The organism is Enterococcus sp. 4E1_DIV0656, from assembly GCF_002140695.1.
GTDB classification, from domain to species: Bacteria; Bacillota; Bacilli; order Lactobacillales; family Enterococcaceae; genus Enterococcus_D; species Enterococcus_D entomosocium.
Genome location: NZ_NGLF01000001.1, coordinates 38,234 through 54,923, shown reverse-complemented (window position 1 = coordinate 54,923; position 16,690 = coordinate 38,234). Strand labels below are relative to the sequence as shown.

Annotated in this window: 21 protein-coding genes; all 21 read left to right on the top strand. The window is 42.6% G+C overall.

Annotated elements, in window-relative coordinates; translation table 11 throughout:
- Positions 1-13: 13 nt before the first annotated feature.
- The 21 genes from smpB to A5882_RS00175 all read left to right on the top strand — a co-directional run bounded on the left by smpB (position 14) and on the right by A5882_RS00175 (position 16,658).
- Positions 14-472, top strand: coding sequence for an SsrA-binding protein SmpB (smpB, locus tag A5882_RS00275; protein WP_008380870.1), 459 nt, complete (start codon positions 14-16; stop codon positions 470-472).
- 293 nt (positions 473-765) lie between these two features.
- On the top strand, positions 766-1,485 hold the full coding sequence (gene atpB / locus A5882_RS00270; RefSeq protein WP_008380872.1) for a F0F1 ATP synthase subunit A: 720 nt from the start codon (positions 766-768) through the stop codon (positions 1,483-1,485).
- A gap of 32 nt (positions 1,486-1,517) precedes the next feature.
- Positions 1,518-1,730: an ATP synthase F0 subunit C gene (gene atpE / locus A5882_RS00265; RefSeq protein ID WP_005228705.1), complete on the top strand. Its 213-nt coding sequence runs from the start codon at positions 1,518-1,520 to the stop codon at positions 1,728-1,730.
- Between the two features lie 88 nt (positions 1,731-1,818).
- Complete coding sequence (atpF, locus tag A5882_RS00260) at positions 1,819-2,343, top strand: F0F1 ATP synthase subunit B (protein WP_005228706.1); 525 nt, start codon at positions 1,819-1,821, stop codon at positions 2,341-2,343.
- A complete protein-coding gene (locus tag A5882_RS00255) occupies positions 2,330-2,872 on the top strand; it encodes a F0F1 ATP synthase subunit delta (RefSeq protein ID WP_005234375.1) in 543 nt (180 codons plus the stop codon). Before atpF ends, A5882_RS00255 begins: the two co-directional genes overlap by 14 nt.
- A 23-nt stretch (positions 2,873-2,895) precedes the next feature.
- Entirely contained in the window at positions 2,896-4,452 is a 1,557-nt protein-coding gene (atpA, locus tag A5882_RS00250) for a F0F1 ATP synthase subunit alpha (protein WP_008380876.1), read from the top strand.
- A gap of 16 nt (positions 4,453-4,468) precedes the next feature.
- Positions 4,469-5,371 carry a F0F1 ATP synthase subunit gamma gene (locus tag A5882_RS00245; protein WP_005228710.1) on the top strand — a complete coding sequence of 301 codons (903 nt, stop codon included), beginning with the start codon at positions 4,469-4,471 and terminating at the stop codon, positions 5,369-5,371.
- Positions 5,372-5,397: 26 nt separating this feature from the next.
- Positions 5,398-6,804: a F0F1 ATP synthase subunit beta gene (gene atpD, locus A5882_RS00240; RefSeq protein ID WP_005234377.1), complete on the top strand. Its 1,407-nt coding sequence runs from the start codon at positions 5,398-5,400 to the stop codon at positions 6,802-6,804.
- A gap of 31 nt (positions 6,805-6,835) precedes the next feature.
- A complete protein-coding gene (locus A5882_RS00235) occupies positions 6,836-7,258 on the top strand; it encodes a F0F1 ATP synthase subunit epsilon (protein ID WP_005228716.1) in 423 nt (140 codons plus the stop codon).
- 158 nt (positions 7,259-7,416) lie between these two features.
- Entirely contained in the window at positions 7,417-7,650 is a 234-nt protein-coding gene (locus A5882_RS00230; protein WP_086297756.1) for a DUF1146 family protein, read from the top strand.
- 90 nt (positions 7,651-7,740) lie between these two features.
- Positions 7,741-9,033, top strand: coding sequence for a UDP-N-acetylglucosamine 1-carboxyvinyltransferase (murA, locus tag A5882_RS00225; protein ID WP_008380882.1), 1,293 nt, complete (start codon positions 7,741-7,743; stop codon positions 9,031-9,033).
- Between the two features lie 20 nt (positions 9,034-9,053).
- Complete coding sequence (locus A5882_RS00220; protein WP_005228723.1) at positions 9,054-9,230, top strand: DNA-directed RNA polymerase subunit beta; 177 nt, start codon at positions 9,054-9,056, stop codon at positions 9,228-9,230.
- A 92-nt stretch (positions 9,231-9,322) separates the two neighbouring features.
- Positions 9,323-9,598, top strand: a complete 276-nt coding sequence (gene yidD, locus A5882_RS00215; RefSeq protein WP_008380886.1) for a membrane protein insertion efficiency factor YidD — start codon at positions 9,323-9,325, stop codon at positions 9,596-9,598.
- 39 nt (positions 9,599-9,637) lie between these two features.
- Positions 9,638-10,096: an N-acetyltransferase gene (locus tag A5882_RS00210; RefSeq protein ID WP_086372290.1), complete on the top strand. Its 459-nt coding sequence runs from the start codon at positions 9,638-9,640 to the stop codon at positions 10,094-10,096.
- Between the two features lie 126 nt (positions 10,097-10,222).
- Positions 10,223-11,104, top strand: coding sequence for an ROK family protein (locus tag A5882_RS00205; RefSeq protein WP_005234383.1), 882 nt, complete (start codon positions 10,223-10,225; stop codon positions 11,102-11,104).
- Between the two features lie 283 nt (positions 11,105-11,387).
- Positions 11,388-12,575 carry an ABC transporter substrate-binding protein gene (locus tag A5882_RS00200; RefSeq protein WP_081117474.1) on the top strand — a complete coding sequence of 396 codons (1,188 nt, stop codon included), beginning with the start codon at positions 11,388-11,390 and terminating at the stop codon, positions 12,573-12,575.
- A gap of 108 nt (positions 12,576-12,683) precedes the next feature.
- Positions 12,684-13,562: a branched-chain amino acid ABC transporter permease gene (locus A5882_RS00195; protein WP_008380893.1), complete on the top strand. Its 879-nt coding sequence runs from the start codon at positions 12,684-12,686 to the stop codon at positions 13,560-13,562.
- Between the two features lie 9 nt (positions 13,563-13,571).
- Positions 13,572-14,549: a branched-chain amino acid ABC transporter permease gene (locus tag A5882_RS00190; protein ID WP_005228744.1), complete on the top strand. Its 978-nt coding sequence runs from the start codon at positions 13,572-13,574 to the stop codon at positions 14,547-14,549.
- The gene (locus A5882_RS00185; protein ID WP_008380898.1) at positions 14,530-15,306 is read left to right on the top strand and encodes an ABC transporter ATP-binding protein; all 777 of its coding nucleotides are present in this window, start codon (positions 14,530-14,532) and stop codon (positions 15,304-15,306) included. The genes A5882_RS00190 and A5882_RS00185 overlap by 20 nt, the downstream gene beginning before the upstream one ends.
- Complete coding sequence (locus A5882_RS00180; protein ID WP_005234392.1) at positions 15,306-16,007, top strand: ABC transporter ATP-binding protein; 702 nt, start codon at positions 15,306-15,308, stop codon at positions 16,005-16,007. Before A5882_RS00185 ends, A5882_RS00180 begins: the two co-directional genes overlap by 1 nt.
- A gap of 3 nt (positions 16,008-16,010) precedes the next feature.
- Complete coding sequence (locus tag A5882_RS00175; protein WP_005234394.1) at positions 16,011-16,658, top strand: CBS and ACT domain-containing protein; 648 nt, start codon at positions 16,011-16,013, stop codon at positions 16,656-16,658.
- The last annotated feature ends 32 nt before the right edge of the window (positions 16,659-16,690 follow it).

Below are 16,690 nucleotides of genomic sequence, written 5' to 3'. Positions count from 1 at the left end.
GGAGGGATGGCCCGTGCCTAAAGGAGAAGGGAAATTAATCGCCCAAAACAAAAAGGCCCGCCATGATTACACGATCCTCGATACGATCGAAGCGGGGATCGTCTTACAGGGAACAGAGATCAAAGCGATCCGTAACAGCCGGATCAATTTGAAAGACGGCTTTGTACGCATTCGTAACGGTGAGGCATTCTTAGTCAATGTGCATATCAGTCCTTACGAGCAAGGAAACATTTTTAATCACGATCCATTGCGGACGAGAAAACTGTTGCTACACAAAAAGCAGATCGCTCGTCTGATTGGCGAAACAAAAAATACCGGTATGACGATTGTGCCATTAAAGGTGTATATCAAGGATGGTTATGCCAAAGTTTTGATTGGTTTAGCGAAAGGAAAACGCGAATATGACAAGCGGGAATCCTTGAAACGCAAAGATCAAGAAAGACAAATTGACCGAGTTCTTAGAAATTTCTAATTTTCTAAGAACTTCTTTTAGAATCCGATAGAGGTTATTGCTTTGAAAATCACGCTAAATTTGGTAGCATTTAAGGGAAAGCTGTTGATATAACAGGCTTTTTCTTCCACATAGCGACACGAGAATTTTTCAATTAATTTAGGATTTTTGGCATTGTGAGTTTTTTGTCTAATTTTCTTGAAAATGCTTTGAAATTTTCCATTCGTGGTGGTATGATACCGATTGTTATGAGAGGAAACGCATTGTAACACCAGATTTTTTTCTGGAGATGACAGGAAAAGAGGTGAGAAAGATTGGAAGATAAATCGCTTATGTTTCATATCGGTCCTATATGGTTTGATGGAACTGTAGCTATGATGACAATCATTTCTTGTATTATTGTTTTTTTGGTGGTCTTTATTTGTACACGTAACCTGCAAATGAAACCGAAAGGGAAGCAGAACTTCATTGAATGGGTCATTGACTTTGTTCGTGGCATCGTGGCGGACAATCTACCAGGATCTCAAGTGAACAACTTTCATTTGCTCGGTGTAACAATGTTTCTTTTTGTGTTTGTGGCAAATGAGATCGGCTTAGTCACAAAAATCGTGACGACAGATGACATTACCTTATGGAAAAGTCCGACAGCAGACCCGTTTGTTACATTGACACTTGCACTTATGGTTATTTCCTTGACACATTTCTTTGGGATCAAGTCGTTGGGCTTCAAAAATTACTTGATCAATTCGTATCTGAAACCGGTGGGCTTTTTATTGCCGCTAAAAATCATCGAAGAATTTACGAATGTCATCACGTTAGGCTTGCGTTTATATGGAAATATATTCGCTGGTGAAGTGTTATTAGGATTGATTGCCAACATGTTTATTAGTCTTGGTTGGTGGTCATTGCCGATCGTGATGCCGCTAGAAATGATCTGGATTGGCTTCTCGCTCTTTATTGGAGCGATCCAAGCTTATGTATTTGTTACATTGACCATGGTATTTATGAGCCACAAAATCGTGGCAGAACATTAATCGAATCGACATACAATTAGGAGGAAAAAAGAATGAACTTTATTGGAGCAGGATTAGCAATTATCGGAGCAGCAATTGGTGCAGGGTATGGTAACGGACAAGTAATCGCAAAAACAATCGAATCAATGGCACGCCAACCTGAAATGTCAGGTCAACTACGTTCAACAATGTTTATCGGGGTAGCGTTAGTCGAAGCTGTACCGATTCTAGGGGTAGTTATCGCGCTGTTATTAGTCTTCCGATAAGACGAGCACGAAAAGGCAGAAACGAACAATTGCACTCGTTTTTGCTTTTTTCTAATGAAACAATGACTTTCAGAAAGGAAGAATCGTTATGCTAAATCAGTTGGTTATAGCGGAAGTTCAAAATCCAATGCTTGGCAATATTATCGTTGTCAGCGGGTCAATTCTTCTTTTGCTATTCTTATTGAAACATTTTGCATGGGATGCCATCAGCAGCATGATGCAAAAACGGGAAGATAAAATCGCCAATGATTTGGATTCAGCGGAACAATCACGCTTGAATGCAGCAAAATTAGAAAAAGAACGCCAAGAAAAATTGGCACGTTCTCATTCTGAAGCTGCGGAGATCATCAAGAGCGCCAAAGATAGCGGGGAATTGAGTCGGCAAAATATTTTGAGCGAGACCAAAGAAGAAGTGGCTCGTTTGAAAGAAAAAGCAAACTCAGATATCACCCTTGAAAAAGAAACTGCGTTAAAAGAAGTGAAAGATGATGTTGCAGAACTTTCGCTTCAAATCGCAGAAAAAATCTTAGGCCGCGAATTGACTCCCGAAAATCATGAATCCCTAATCAATCAATATATCGAAGGATTGGGTTCAGTTAATGAAACTCGATAAATTCACAGTGGGAAAACGTTATGGAAAAGCGTTGTTCGAATTGGCGATGGAAGAACAGCGCTTGACAGAAGTTTACCAAGAATTATTGACCTTGCGTCAGATTTATCAGGAAATTCCAACATTCGGCCAAATCGTGACCGATAACCGTTTGGATCTTCATGAGAAAAGACAATTAGTCGATCAATTGCTGAAGGGCTTTGAAGGTTTAGTCAGAAATTTCTTGGAGATCGTTTACGAATATGATCGCATGGATGATTTATTGCTGATCATTGATGAATACGAACGTCGTTACGATGAATATCAAGGTCTTGTTCTCGGAACGATCACAACGGCTGTTGCTTTGTCAGCAGAACAAAAAAGCAAAATCGAAAAGCAAATCGCCGATAAGCTTGGGTACAAGCAGGCACAATTGAAAGAAACGATCGATCCAACGATTTTAGGCGGTGTCATCGTTGAAGCAAATCATCAAGTGATCGACGGTAGTATTAAGAGCCAACTGGATTATCTGCGACAAAAAATCGGCAGATAAACAAGAGATAAGAGGTGAATCGGATGGCCATCAAAGCAGAAGAAATTAGTGCCTTGATCAAAGAGCAAATTAAAAATTATCAGAACGAACTTTCTGTAGAAGAAATCGGTACTGTCACATATGTTGGGGACGGGATCGCCCGCGCCCACGGTTTAGAAAATGCCATGAGTGGAGAACTGCTTGAGTTTTCAAACGGTTCTTATGGGATGGCACAAAACTTAGAGTCAAACGATGTCGGAATCATCATTCTAGGTGATTTTGAAACCATTCGTGAAGGGGACAAAGTAAAACGAACTGGTAAAATCATGGAAGTTCCTGTCGGCGATGCATTAATTGGCCGGGTAGTAAATCCATTAGGGCAACCAATCGATGGTTTAGGTCCGATCGAAACAGATAAATCACGCCCAGTCGAAGCAGCTGCACCAGGTGTTATGCAACGGAAATCCGTTTCGGAACCAATGCAAACAGGGTTGAAAGCTATTGATGCTTTAGTACCAATCGGTCGTGGCCAACGGGAATTAGTCATCGGTGACCGGAAAACCGGAAAAACAACGATCGCTATTGATGCGATCATCAACCAAAAAGGGCAAGACATGATCTGTATTTATGTCGCAATTGGCCAAAAAGATTCAACTGTTCGTGCACAAGTGGAAACATTGCGTCGTTACGGTGCGCTTGATTACACGATCGTGGTCTCAGCAGGTGCTTCACAACCAGCACCACTGCTTTATATCGCACCTTATGCGGGGGCTGCGATGGGGGAAGAATTCATGTATAACGGCAAACATGTTTTGATCGTCTTTGATGACTTATCAAAACAAGCGGTCGCTTATCGTGAACTTTCTCTACTTCTACGTCGTCCGCCAGGTCGTGAAGCATACCCAGGGGATGTCTTCTACTTGCATTCTCGTTTATTGGAACGTGCAGCGAAATTAAGTGATGAACTAGGTGGTGGATCGATGACGGCATTGCCGTTTGTTGAAACACAAGCAGGGGATATTTCAGCCTATATCCCAACCAACGTGATTTCTATCACAGATGGACAAATTTTCTTAGAAAACGACCTTTTCTATTCTGGTGTTCGTCCTGCCGTAGCGGCTGGATTATCCGTTTCACGGGTTGGGGGGTCTGCGCAGATCAAAGCAATGAAAAAAGTTGCCGGTACCTTGCGTTTGGACTTGGCTAGCTATCGCGAACTAGAGGCCTTTACGCAGTTTGGGTCTGATCTAGATGCTGCAACACAAGCCAAATTAAACCGCGGTCGTCGAACCGTTGAAATCTTGAAGCAAAAACTGCATGAACCACTGGCAGTAGAAAAACAAGTCGTGATTCTTTATGCCTTGACGCATGGATTCATTGATAGTGTACCAGTCAATAAACTATTGGACTTTGAAGCAGAATTATTTGAATATATCGAAGCAAATGCAGCGACGATTTTTGAAACCATTCGGACAACGAAAGACTTGCCAGAAGAAAGCTTGTTAGATGACACCATTAAAGCATTCAAAGATATTTTCATGGCATCCAACGGTTCTCGGGTGACACCCCAAGATAAAATATCGACAATGCAAAACGCATAAAAAGAGGTGAGAGAAAATGGCTGCTTCATTAAATGAAATCAAGCAACGAATTGCCTCAACAAAAAAAACCAGCCAAATCACAAAGGCCATGCAAATGGTTTCAGCTGCAAAATTAACAAAATCTGAAGCTCATTCGAAACAGTTTCAAGTGTATGCCAACAAAGTACGTGAAATCGTTACGCATTTAACTGCGCAGCAGCTTTCCGATCTTGCAGGTTCTGGTCCTAAAGATGGTGTGAACTATAACAGTATGTTGGTTAGTCGTCCGGTCAAACGCACAGGCTACATCGTCATCACTTCTGATGGCGGTCTAGTGGGCGGCTACAATAGTTCCATCTTGAAGCAAATGATGACCATGCTGGATGAAGACCATGCAAAAGAAGAAGAGTATGTCATGATTGCCATTGGTGCAACTGGCGCTGACTTTTTCAAAGCACGGGGCATCAATTTGGCGTACGAGCTAAGAAACCTTTCGGATCAACCAAGCTTTGACGAGGTGCGTAAAATCGTAACATTGGCGACAACGATGTACCAAAACGAAGTCTTCGATGAATTATATGTGTGTTATAACCATCACATCAACTCATTGACTAGCCAATTTCGTGTGGAGAAAATGTTGCCGATTTCCGATCTAGATCCTGAAGAAGCCGAAAGTTATGAACAAGAATACTTGTTTGAACCTTCCAGAGAAGCAATTTTGAATCAATTACTGCCTCAATACGCTGAAAGCTTGATTTATGGTGCGATTGTTGACGCAAAAACAGCCGAGCATGCTGCCGGAATGACAGCGATGAAAACAGCAACAGATAATGCCAAAAATATTATTGGGGACTTGACGATCTCTTATAACCGAGCGCGCCAAGGAGCGATCACCCAAGAAATTACTGAAATTGTGGCGGGGGCATCCGCGTTAGAATAGTTTCAAGAACGAATGGAGGAATACGAATGAGTTCAGGCAAGATTGTTCAAGTCATTGGTCCCGTTGTTGACGTGGAATTCTCTCTAGACCAATCATTACCAGATATCAACAATGCGTTGATTGTTTACAAAAAAGATGAGCAGAAAACAAAAGTTGTGTTAGAAGCTGCCTTAGAACTTGGCGACGGCGTTATCCGTACGATTGCCATGGAATCAACAGATGGCTTACAACGAGGAATGGAAGTAATCGATACAGGCGCCTCCATTTCTGTTCCAGTTGGGACAGAAACCTTAGGACGGGTGTTTAATGTCTTAGGGGACACCATCGATTTAGAAGCACCGTTTCCTGAAGAAGCACCCCGCAGTGGGATCCACAAAAAAGCTCCTGACTTTGATGAATTGTCAACAAGTACCGAGATCCTTGAGACTGGGATCAAAGTTATCGACTTATTAGCCCCTTATTTAAAAGGGGGGAAAGTTGGTCTTTTCGGTGGTGCCGGTGTTGGTAAAACTGTCTTGATCCAAGAACTGATCCACAACATTGCCCAAGAGCATGGGGGGATCTCTGTCTTCACAGGTGTTGGTGAACGGACACGTGAAGGAAACGACCTTTATAATGAAATGAAAGAATCTGGCGTTATCGAAAAAACAGCCATGGTGTTTGGACAAATGAACGAACCACCAGGTGCCCGGATGCGGGTTGCCTTGACTGGGTTGACCTTAGCGGAGTACTTCCGCGATGTAGAAGGACAAGACGTGCTCTTGTTTATCGATAATATCTTCCGATTTACTCAAGCTGGTTCTGAAGTATCTGCCTTACTAGGTCGGATGCCTTCTGCCGTTGGATATCAACCGACACTAGCAACCGAAATGGGACAATTGCAAGAACGGATCACTTCAACAAAAAAAGGATCGGTTACTTCTATTCAAGCAATCTATGTTCCTGCCGATGACTACACGGACCCGGCACCAGCGACTGCTTTTGCCCATTTAGATGCAACAACCAACTTGGAACGTAAATTGACTGAACAAGGGATCTATCCAGCTGTTGATCCGCTAGCTTCTTCTTCTAGTGCGTTAGCACCTGAAATCGTTGGTGAAAAACACTATGAAGTAGCGACTGAAGTACAGCATGCGTTGCAACGTTATCGCGAACTACAAGACATCATCGCTATCTTAGGGATGGATGAGTTGTCTGATGAAGAAAAAACGTTAGTGGCTCGTGCGCGTCGGATCCAATTCTTCTTGTCGCAAAACTTCCACGTAGCGGAACAGTTTACTGGACAACCTGGTTCTTATGTACCAGTTGAAGAAACGATCAAAGGCTTTGCTGAGATTCTTGAAGGAAAATATGATGATCTTCCAGAAGAAGCCTTCCGTAGTGTAGGACGAATTGAAGACGTCATTGAAAAAGCGAAAAAAATTGGCTATTAATTAACCAGCCTTGAAGAAAGAGGGGAACCTCATGGATCAATTTTTAACAGTCAATGTGGTGACACCTGCTGGTTTGGTTTACGATCATCACGCGAAAATCGTGGTTGCACGTACGACAGATGGTGAGATCGGTATTTTGCCGCATCATGCCCCAATCATCGTTCCTTTGACGATTGATGAAGTCCGGGTCAAACGGATCGATTCAGATACTCACGTCGACTGGGTCGCCGTTAATGGCGGTATCCTTGAAGTGCGGGACAATGTTGTCTCCATCGTAGCCGATAGTGCGGAACGTGATCGTGATATCGACGTTTCACGGGCAGAAAGAGCAAAACAACGTGCAGAACGTCAAATCGAAGAGGCCAAACAAGTCGAAGATATCGACCAGCTTCGTCGCGCAACGGTTGCTTTGCACCGCGCCATTAATCGAATCAACGTGTCAAAACATTCCTAAAAAAACAAGGGCATCTTGCCTTTGTTTTTTTTTATTCGAGAAAACGTTTTAAAAACTTTTTAAAGTCTTTTCATGAAGGTTTCAAGAAAGATTATTTTTTATCTTGACATCTTTGTGGTATGATAGGAATGTTCAATTATGAAAAAGGAGCAGGAAGTATGCAAGTGTATGGAATTGATGCAATCATTCGAATCGTGAGTCATTTAGCGTTCATCTATTTAGCATTTTGGGCATTGCAATCTGTGCGGATCGATGCTTTTTTTAAAGTCTTACGAACGACTCAGATACGAATGATCATGGTGTTTCTTGCGATTGCATTAGGCTACACCGCCAGTACTTTTTTCCTTGAGTTGATTGCGTTATGTCGTAATTTATTTTTAACAGGTTTTTAAGAATTTCATTAATATATGCAAAAACACCGAATATTATGCTATAATTGGCAAGATTTGTGTGAGTCACTGCATTATTTGGAGGGAACATAAATGGAAGAGATGATCGTTCAAGGTGGTAATCGATTAACTGGAACAGTGAAGATCGAAGGGGCAAAAAATGCTGTTCTACCTATCTTAGCGGCAAGCTTATTAGCGGAAGAAGGAACAACGACATTAACAAATGTACCGATCCTTTCCGATGTATTAACAATGAAAGAAGTGATTCGGCATTTAAATGTCGCAATCGATTTTGAAGAAGAAAACAATACGATGACGATCGATGCATCACAAGAGTTAGCGATCGAAGCACCTTATGAGTATGTAAGCCAAATGCGCGCTTCAATCGTAGTCATGGGGCCTTTGTTAGCCCGTAATGGTCATGCCAAAGTGGCAATGCCTGGCGGCTGTGCAATCGGCAAACGACCAATTGATTTGCATTTGAAGGGATTTCAAGCACTAGGCGCTCAAATCATCCAAAAAGATGGATACATAGAAGCGATCGCCGATGAGTTAAAAGGCAATAGCATTTACTTGGATTTCCCAAGTGTCGGCGCAACGCAAAATATCATGATGGCTGCGGTAAAAGCTAAAGGTATCACCATCATTGAAAACGTCGCTCGTGAACCTGAAATCGTCGATTTAGCAAACATTTTAAACAAAATGGGTGCCAAAGTCTTTGGTGCAGGAACCGAAACGATGCGTATCGAAGGGGTCGATCACCTTCATGCGGTGGAACATTCGATCGTCCAAGACCGTATCGAAGCAGGAACCTTTATGGTTGCAGCAGCGATGACCCAAGGAGACGTCATTATTAAAGATGCGATCTCAGAACACAATCGTCCATTGATCTCAAAATTGATCGAAATGGGCGCAGAAGTGACTGAAGTAGCTGAAGGGATTCGTGTCGTTGGACCTGAACAATTGAAGGCAACAGATGTGAAAACAATGCCTCATCCAGGTTTTCCTACGGACATGCAAGCGCAAATGTCTGCTATTCAACTTTTAGCAGCTGGAACGAGTGTTGTGAACGAAACTGTATTTGAGAACCGTTTCCAACATTTAGAAGAAATGCGTCGGATGAATGCTCATGTCAAAATAGACGGCAACGTAGCAGTGATCGAAGGCGGCCATGAATTGCAAGGTGCGCTGGTCTATGCAACGGATTTACGTGCAGCAGCAGCGTTAATTTTATTAGGTCTACGTTCAACTGGTCGGACACGTGTCCGTAATCTAAAATATTTGGATCGTGGCTATTACAAATTCCATGAAAAATTGCAGCAATTAGGTGCTTCTGTGGAACGAGTTTCTGAAGCAGTTGAAGAAACCGTACCAGTAAACGCATAGTAGGAGTAGGAGAGAATAAAGTGAAGTTGAACCGTTACATTCTAACTAGCTTGATAAAAATTCTAATCGTCATATTATTAGCTATTTTATTGTTCTTAGCCGGAACGATGATTGGCTATGGGGTGATTGGCGACGGTAGTCCTTTTAAAGTCTTCTCTCCAAGTCTTTGGAATCATATCTTTGAGTTTATGAAGTAACCCCAAACTAGGACTTATGCCTCGTGCTGAGTCCTAGTTTTTTCTATCTGTCTTCACTGAATCGTGATCATAAAAAGAAAGGTTGGCAAGAAATGAGTAAACTTTTGATTGGCTTTGTTCGTTTCTATCAACGTTTTATTTCCCCATTATTTCCTCCTAGCTGTCGTTATTATCCGACTTGCTCAGGATACATGATCCAAGCGATCCAAGTCCATGGCGCAGCCAAAGGAGGTTTGATGGGGGTAGCTCGTATCTTACGCTGCCATCCCTTTGTAAAAGGCGGTATAGATTACGTACCCCAGACGTTTACTTTAAAACGAAATACGCAAGACAAAGTCAAACCAACGTACCGTTATCGGAAAAGTTAAAAGGAATCAACAAAAATGTAAAAAAGGAGCCAAAAAGCCATGATTCGTCCAATCGACTCTAATGAAGCGTATCCTTGGGCGTTGCTGCTGGATGCAGATCCTGAAAAAGCAGTCGTAGAAAGCTATCTATATAATAGCCAAACACTTGTTTATGAAGAAGCTGGAGAAATGATTGGTGTGCTAGTTTATCAAAATCAAGGCAACAATTGGGAGATTATGAATGTGGCCGTTTCTCCAGAAAAGCAAGGAATGGGCATTGGTCGTCATTTGCTGCAAGCTGCCGAAGAAGCGATCCTCAGTCAACACCTTGGGGCAAAACGGCCGATTGTAGTGATCAAAACTGGTAGTCTGCCCTCTGCAGCCCTGACTTTGTACCAAACGCAAGGCTATGTTGAAAAAGACCGGATGGAAAATTATTTCACCACTCACTATGCTGAACCGATTTTCGAAAATGGGCAGCAGTTGATCGATCAAGTTATTTTGGAAAAGCAGCTCTAATCCCATAGAGACAGTCTATGGCGATTTTAGGCTGTTTTTTTTATTGTTCTCGGAAATCGCTTTCTTCAAGTGGGGACTTACGGTAAAATAGATAGTATCAGAATAATAAAGGATTGAGGGAAAAAAATGGCGATTTTAGTCTTTGATATGGGTGGTTCAGCAGTAAAATATGGCGTCTGGGCACAGGATTCTTTGGTGAGTAAAGGCAAATTTACTACACCAAGCACGTGGCAAGAAATGAAAGCCCAGTTGCAGCAAGTAAGAGCAAGCGTAAACGAAGAGATCGAAGGGGTCGGGATCAGTGCTCCAGGTGCAGTCAATGCCCAAGAACGTCGAATCGACGGTATCAGTGCGATTCCTTATATCCATGGGTTTGACATCTACTCTGAACTCGAAGGAGTGTTTGGGGTACCAGTAACCATCGAAAATGATGCTAATTGCGCTGGGATGGCTGAATTCTATCAAGGAGCGGGCAAAGAGTATCAGCAAGCAGCTTTCGTTGTGATCGGAACAGGCGTTGGCGGTACCCTGTTTCAAAATGGTGAGCTAGTCCGTGGGGCACATTTATACGGCGGTGAATTTGGGTTGATGATTTTGGATCAAGGCAAAACATTTTCGCAACTAGGGACAGCGGTTCAGATGGCTTGGCGTTATTGTGATCGAATTGGTGTAGATCGAACCACAATTACCGGCGAAGAGGTCTTTCAACGTGCAGAAGATGGGGATGCCATTGCGATCGAGGAAGTCAATAAATTTTACCGCTATTTAGCGCAAGGACTATTCAGTATTCAATTTGCTTTTGATCCTGAAGTGATCATTATCGGTGGCGGTGTCAGTGCCAAAAATGGCTTGTTAGAAGAAGTGAATCAACGGTTGAAAAAAATGTTGGCAGATCAAGCTTTAAATGATTTTGTCCCACTGATCAAGCTATGTGACTATCGCAACGATGCCAATCTAGTTGGGGCGGCAGCCAATTTTCAAGCATTGTATCCACGAAATAGCCGCTAACATCTTGATGTAATGTTTTCAAACGTCCTTTTGACAAAAAATGAAGCAATTCGAAACGATCAAAAAGTAAGCAAAGGAAAAAAACTTTGCTTGCTTTTCTTTTTGTTCAAAAAAATGAAAAGCGATTCCATTATTGATGGAACAGTGTTTTAAAAACACCATTTTTTCCTAGTAAAAAAAATAAATTCTGAATAGGTGAAATATTCTGATAATTCGTTGACATTTTCCAGATTTTTCAGTATATTGGATAACATATTCAGGGGAAGTGAAGGAGAGGAAAATTATGAAAAAGAAATTTGCGTTTTTGTTTGCGAGTTTGTTTTTGTTGACAGCATGTAGCGCTGGACCAACAGGTGGATCAACGGATGGCAGCGGGGCTGCTGAAGGTGGCAATAAACAAGAGGGAGATACCATCAAGATCGGAACCAACTTAGAGTTGTCAGGAGCCGTAGCTGCTTATGGGACGGCTGAAAAAGAAGGAATCGACTTAGCAGTAGAAGAAATCAATGCTGCCGGCGGTGTTCTTGGAAAACAAATTGAAATTATTTCGAAAGATAACAAATCAGATAACAATGAAGCTGCAACGGTAGCAGCCAACTTAGCTACAAATGATAAAGTTGTAGCCATCATTGGTCCAGCAACTTCTGGTGCTACGAAAGCGGCTTTGCCTAACGTGACCAGAGCACAAGTACCAATGGTTACACCTTCAGGTACTGACGATGCGATTACTTATACTAGTGGGAAAGTGCAAGAATTTGCCTTCCGTTCTTGTTTCCAAGATAGCTTCCAAGGAACGATCTTAGCGAAATATGCGGCTGAAAATTTGGATGCATCAAAAGCCGTGATCTTGGGAGACAACTCAAGTGATTACGCAATTGGATTGACGGAAGCATTTAAAGAAAGTTACCCAGGCGAAATTGTCTTAGAAGATAACTTTACTGAAGGCGACAAAGATTTCCAAGCAGTTCTTACAAGAATCAAAGATGTCGACTTCGATGTCTTGTTCATTCCAGGCTACTACACAGAAGCTGGTTTGATCATCAAGCAAGCGCGAGAATTAGGAATTGATCAAGCAATCATTGGTGCCGATGGATTCGGTGATGAAAAAATGGTTCAAACAGCTGGTGCAGAAAATGTCAGCAATGTTTACTATACCGGTCACTTCTCTACCAAAGCACCAGCAAACGACAAAGTTGAGCCGTTTGTGGCAGCTTTCAATGAAAAGTATGGCAAAGAACCTTCTGCTTTTAATGCGTTAGCCTATGATGCAGTTTACATGATCAAACAAGCAATCGAAGATCAAAACTCAGCAGATTCATTGGCAATTGCAGCTGGTTTGTCTGAACTGAAAGACTTTGTCGGCGTGACAGGTGAAATCACAATGGATGAAAATCATAACCCTGAGAAATCAGCAGTTGTTTTAGGATTGACTGACGGGAAGGAAACCTCAGCAGACACTGTGGAACCTTAAAAACCTGTAGTTGTTTGGCAGTGAAAACTGGGACAGACCTGATGTGTTTGTCTCAGTTTCTTTTCTCTAATGAGAAGAACCATAATAAATGATATTGGAAGTGAGTATATGGAAATGATGATCCAACAATTGATCAACGGCTTGTTTCTAGGCAGTATCTACGCCTTGTTAGCGTTGGGTTATACGATGGTGTATGGCATCATCAAGCTGATCAACTTCGCCCACGGAGAAGTTTATATGATTGGTAGTTTTATCGGTTACTTTTTGATCAATCAATGGCAATTGGGCTTTTTCCCAGCGTTATTCATTTCGATGATCGCCAGTGCAGCACTTGGGGTAACGATTGAATTTTTAGCCTATCGTCCTTTGAGAAATTCCACGCGAATTTCGGCATTGATTACGGCAATCGGGGTTTCTTATTTTTTGCAAAATGTCATGATCTTTTTCTTTTCTGCCAATGTGCGCCCGTTTCCGCAAGCAATCGAACGAAAAACCTATTCCATCGGGTTTGTTCAAGTAAGTAATGTCCAGTTATTGATTTTGGCTGTTTCGGTTACCTTAATGATTCTCTTGCAATTGATCGTGAAAAAGACCCGTATGGGAAAAGCGATGCGTGCAGTAAGTGTTGATGCAGATGCAGCGCGTTTGATGGGGATCAATGTTAATCGAACGATTTCCTTTACCTTTGCCTTAGGCTCGGCTTTAGCTGCAGCTGGCGGGATGCTGATCGGTTTGTATTATAATTCCATTGATCCATCAATGGGGGTCGTTCCTGGTCTGAAGTCTTTTGTTGCGGCGGTTCTCGGCGGGATCGGGATCATTCCTGGTGCAGCTTTAGGCGGCTTTGTGATCGGTTTAGTGGAGACAGCAGCGACAGCGCTTGGTTTTTCTGATTACAAGGATGCTTTAGTGTATGTCATTTTAATAATTATATTGTTGGTTCGTCCAGCTGGGATCCTCGGCAAAAATATCAAAGAGAAAGTGTAGGTGGCAGAAATGAAAAAGAATTTACGTTACAACTTAATCTGGCTCGCTCTGGCAGCTATTCTTTATTTTGGATTATTTGCAGCCTACAATGGCGGAATGATTAATTTGTTCTCTGATGCGATCATCGTCAATATCGGAATCAATATCATCTTGGCAGTCAGTTTGAATCTAATCATCGGCTTTTCAGGGCAATTCTCCTTAGGACATGCTGGGTTTATGGCAATCGGTGCTTATGCTGGCGCGATCCTGTCGGCAAGCAATCCAACCTTTGGCGGCTTTTTAACTGGTTTACTGGTGGGGATGCTGGTTTCAGGTGCAGTCGCATTAGTGGTTGGGATTCCGACCCTCCGTTTAAAAGGCGACTATCTAGCGATCGCTACCCTAGGTGTGGCAGAGATCATTCGGATCTTGTTGGTGAACCTACGAGGCTTGACCAATGGTCCTGCTGGAATTTTCGGATTGCCCCAATTCAGTAATTGGCAGATCGTCTTTCTCTTTGCCGTTCTATCGATTCTTGTCGTTTCAAACTTTATCCATAGCGGACCAGGCAGAGCGACTTTAGCGATTCGGGAAGATGAGATCGCTGCAGAATCGATGGGGGTCAACACAACGAAATACAAGGTAATTGCGTTTGTGATGGGGGCAGTGATGGCAAGCATTGCTGGTACCCTTTATGCCAGCTATCAGCAGTCGGTTTTCCCACGAGATTACGGTTTTATGAAATCGATCGATGTGTTGATCATCGTCGTTTTTGGAGGGCTTGGGAGTACCACAGGAGCGGTTGTTTCGGCAGTAGTGCTAGGAATCTTAAACATGTACTTGCAAGGCTTCTCTGATTTGCGCATGATCATTTATGCATTGGCTTTAATCATCATCATGATCTTTAAACCAAGCGGACTTTTAGGGACCTGGGAATTCTCCGTAAAAGGACTGTTGGACAAATTTAGAAAAAAGGGGGATGACAACGATGCCTCTATTAGAAGTTAAAAGCTTAACGAAAAACTTCGGTGGTTTAGCTGCTGTTTCTCATGTAGACCTCCATCTAGATACCAATGAGCTGGTCGGGTTGATTGGACCAAACGGTGCCGGCAAGACAACGCTCTTTAACCTCCTGACAGGTGTTTATGAGCCTAGTGAAGGCGAAGTGCTTTTTGAGACCCAAGGTAAGCCAAAACGTTTAAATGGCGTGAAGCCTTATAAAATCGCGGATTTAGGCCTTTCAAGAACCTTCCAAAATATTCGCTTGTTTAAAAACTTGACCGTAATGGATAACGTCTTGATCGCTATGAACAGTAAGCATAAAGAAGGACTACTGACGAGCATCTTGCGTTTGCCAAAGTATTACAAAAACGAAGAATCCATGAAGAAAAAAGCCTTAGAGCTGTTACGGATCTTTGATATGGATGGCAAAAGCCAAACGTTAGCGAAAAATTTGCCTTATGGCGAGCAACGCCGTTTAGAGATCGTACGCGCATTGGCTACAGAGCCAAAAATTTTGTTTCTTGACGAGCCGGCAGCGGGGATGAATCCTCAGGAAACAACAGAACTGACAAAGCTGATCTATAAGATCCAAAAAGATTTTCAATTGACGATCCTCTTGATCGAGCATGATATGAGTTTGGTCATGGAAGTGTGCGAACGAATCTATGTACTGGAATACGGGCAAGTCATCGCCCACGGTGAACCAGAAGAGATCAAAAACAATCCACGGGTAATCGAAGCCTATCTAGGAGGGGAAATCTGATGCTGGAAATTCAAAATTTAAGTGTTCACTACGGCATGATCCAAGCAGTTCATGATGTTTCCTTCCACGTCAATCAAGGAGAGATCGTTTCGCTGATTGGTGCCAATGGTGCCGGAAAAACCACGATTTTACGGACGATTTCTGGATTGATCCGTCCTTCAAAAGGCTCCGTCACTTTTGAAGGAAAGCAAATTGAGAAAGAAGCACCGCAAAAAATCGTCGCAAACGGCTTGTCGCAGGTGCCAGAAGGGCGGCACGTCTTTTCCGGTTTGACGGTTCAAGAAAACTTAGAGATGGGCGCCTTCTTGCGTAAAGACAGTGGTGTCAAAGAAGACTATGAACAAGTTTACCGCAAGTTTCCTGTATTGAAAGAACGCCTCTCGCAAGATGCGTCGACATTATCTGGCGGTGAGCAGCAGATGTTGGCAATGGGGCGGGCATTGATGTCAAAACCGCGCTTGCTTTTGCTGGATGAGCCATCGATGGGCTTGGCGCCAATTTTTATCAAAGAAATTTTTTCCATCATTCAAGAAATCAAGCAGCAAGGAACGACTGTGCTGCTGATCGAACAAAATGCGAAAATGGCTTTATCGATTGCCGATCGCGGCTATGTATTAGAAACCGGGAAAATCGTTTTAGAAGGTACTGGAGAAGAATTACTAGCAAGTGATGAAGTTAGAAAAGCGTATCTAGGAGGTTAAACAATGAGCGTAAGTGATTTTATGACGAAGACGGTCATCACCGTCGATTCACAAACACCGATCTTTGATGCAATAGATGTGATGAAGCAGCATGATATCCATCGTCTACCTGTCGTTGATGATGGCAAATTAGTAGGGTTGATCACAGAAGGAACGATCGCTGAAGCAACTCCCTCAAAAGCGACCAGCTTAAGCGTTTATGAAATGAACTATCTCTTAAATAAAACGACGGTCGCTGATATCATGTTGAAAAAAGTGACCACGATTGAACCGGAAGCTTTATTAGAGGATGCGATTTCGGTGATGCGAAGTGAAAACGTTGGGGTTTTACCAGTCATGGATGATGATGCCTTAGTGGGAATCATTACCAACAATGATATTTTCGATGCCTTTTTGAAAATCACTGGGTACCACGATGGTGGAACACGAGTGTCCATTGAGATCACGGATGACCATGTGGGTGTTTTAGCAGACGTGACGAAACTCCTTGCGGATCATCAGATGAGTATTTTGACGATTGTGGTAAATCGGATGGCACTAAAAACAGTTGTTGAGATCCAAGTAGAATCACGGCAAGTCGCAGCAATCGAGAAAATTTTAAGCGATGCAGGCTATACCGTGACGAGTGCTGTCTTGACGAACCAGAAGTGATCTAAGAAAAAGTAGCTGATCGTAAAGATTGG

Coding starts and splice junctions, on each gene's coding strand:
- A5882_RS00245 (WP_005228710.1), top strand. CDS start 4,469: ATGGCTGCTTCATTAAATGAAATCAAGCAACGAATTGCCTCAACAAAA.
- A5882_RS00235 (WP_005228716.1), top strand. CDS start 6,836: ATGGATCAATTTTTAACAGTCAATGTGGTGACACCTGCTGGTTTGGTT.
- yidD (WP_008380886.1), top strand. CDS start 9,323: ATGAGTAAACTTTTGATTGGCTTTGTTCGTTTCTATCAACGTTTTATT.
- atpA (WP_008380876.1), top strand. CDS start 2,896: ATGGCCATCAAAGCAGAAGAAATTAGTGCCTTGATCAAAGAGCAAATT.
- murA (WP_008380882.1), top strand. CDS start 7,741: ATGGAAGAGATGATCGTTCAAGGTGGTAATCGATTAACTGGAACAGTG.
- atpE (WP_005228705.1), top strand. CDS start 1,518: ATGAACTTTATTGGAGCAGGATTAGCAATTATCGGAGCAGCAATTGGT.
- atpF (WP_005228706.1), top strand. CDS start 1,819: ATGCTAAATCAGTTGGTTATAGCGGAAGTTCAAAATCCAATGCTTGGC.
- A5882_RS00175 (WP_005234394.1), top strand. CDS start 16,011: ATGAGCGTAAGTGATTTTATGACGAAGACGGTCATCACCGTCGATTCA.
- atpD (WP_005234377.1), top strand. CDS start 5,398: ATGAGTTCAGGCAAGATTGTTCAAGTCATTGGTCCCGTTGTTGACGTG.
- A5882_RS00180 (WP_005234392.1), top strand. CDS start 15,306: ATGCTGGAAATTCAAAATTTAAGTGTTCACTACGGCATGATCCAAGCA.
- A5882_RS00230 (WP_086297756.1), top strand. CDS start 7,417: ATGCAAGTGTATGGAATTGATGCAATCATTCGAATCGTGAGTCATTTA.
- A5882_RS00195 (WP_008380893.1), top strand. CDS start 12,684: ATGGAAATGATGATCCAACAATTGATCAACGGCTTGTTTCTAGGCAGT.
- A5882_RS00205 (WP_005234383.1), top strand. CDS start 10,223: ATGGCGATTTTAGTCTTTGATATGGGTGGTTCAGCAGTAAAATATGGC.
- A5882_RS00190 (WP_005228744.1), top strand. CDS start 13,572: ATGAAAAAGAATTTACGTTACAACTTAATCTGGCTCGCTCTGGCAGCT.
- A5882_RS00255 (WP_005234375.1), top strand. CDS start 2,330: ATGAAACTCGATAAATTCACAGTGGGAAAACGTTATGGAAAAGCGTTG.
- A5882_RS00185 (WP_008380898.1), top strand. CDS start 14,530: ATGCCTCTATTAGAAGTTAAAAGCTTAACGAAAAACTTCGGTGGTTTA.
- A5882_RS00210 (WP_086372290.1), top strand. CDS start 9,638: ATGATTCGTCCAATCGACTCTAATGAAGCGTATCCTTGGGCGTTGCTG.
- A5882_RS00200 (WP_081117474.1), top strand. CDS start 11,388: ATGAAAAAGAAATTTGCGTTTTTGTTTGCGAGTTTGTTTTTGTTGACA.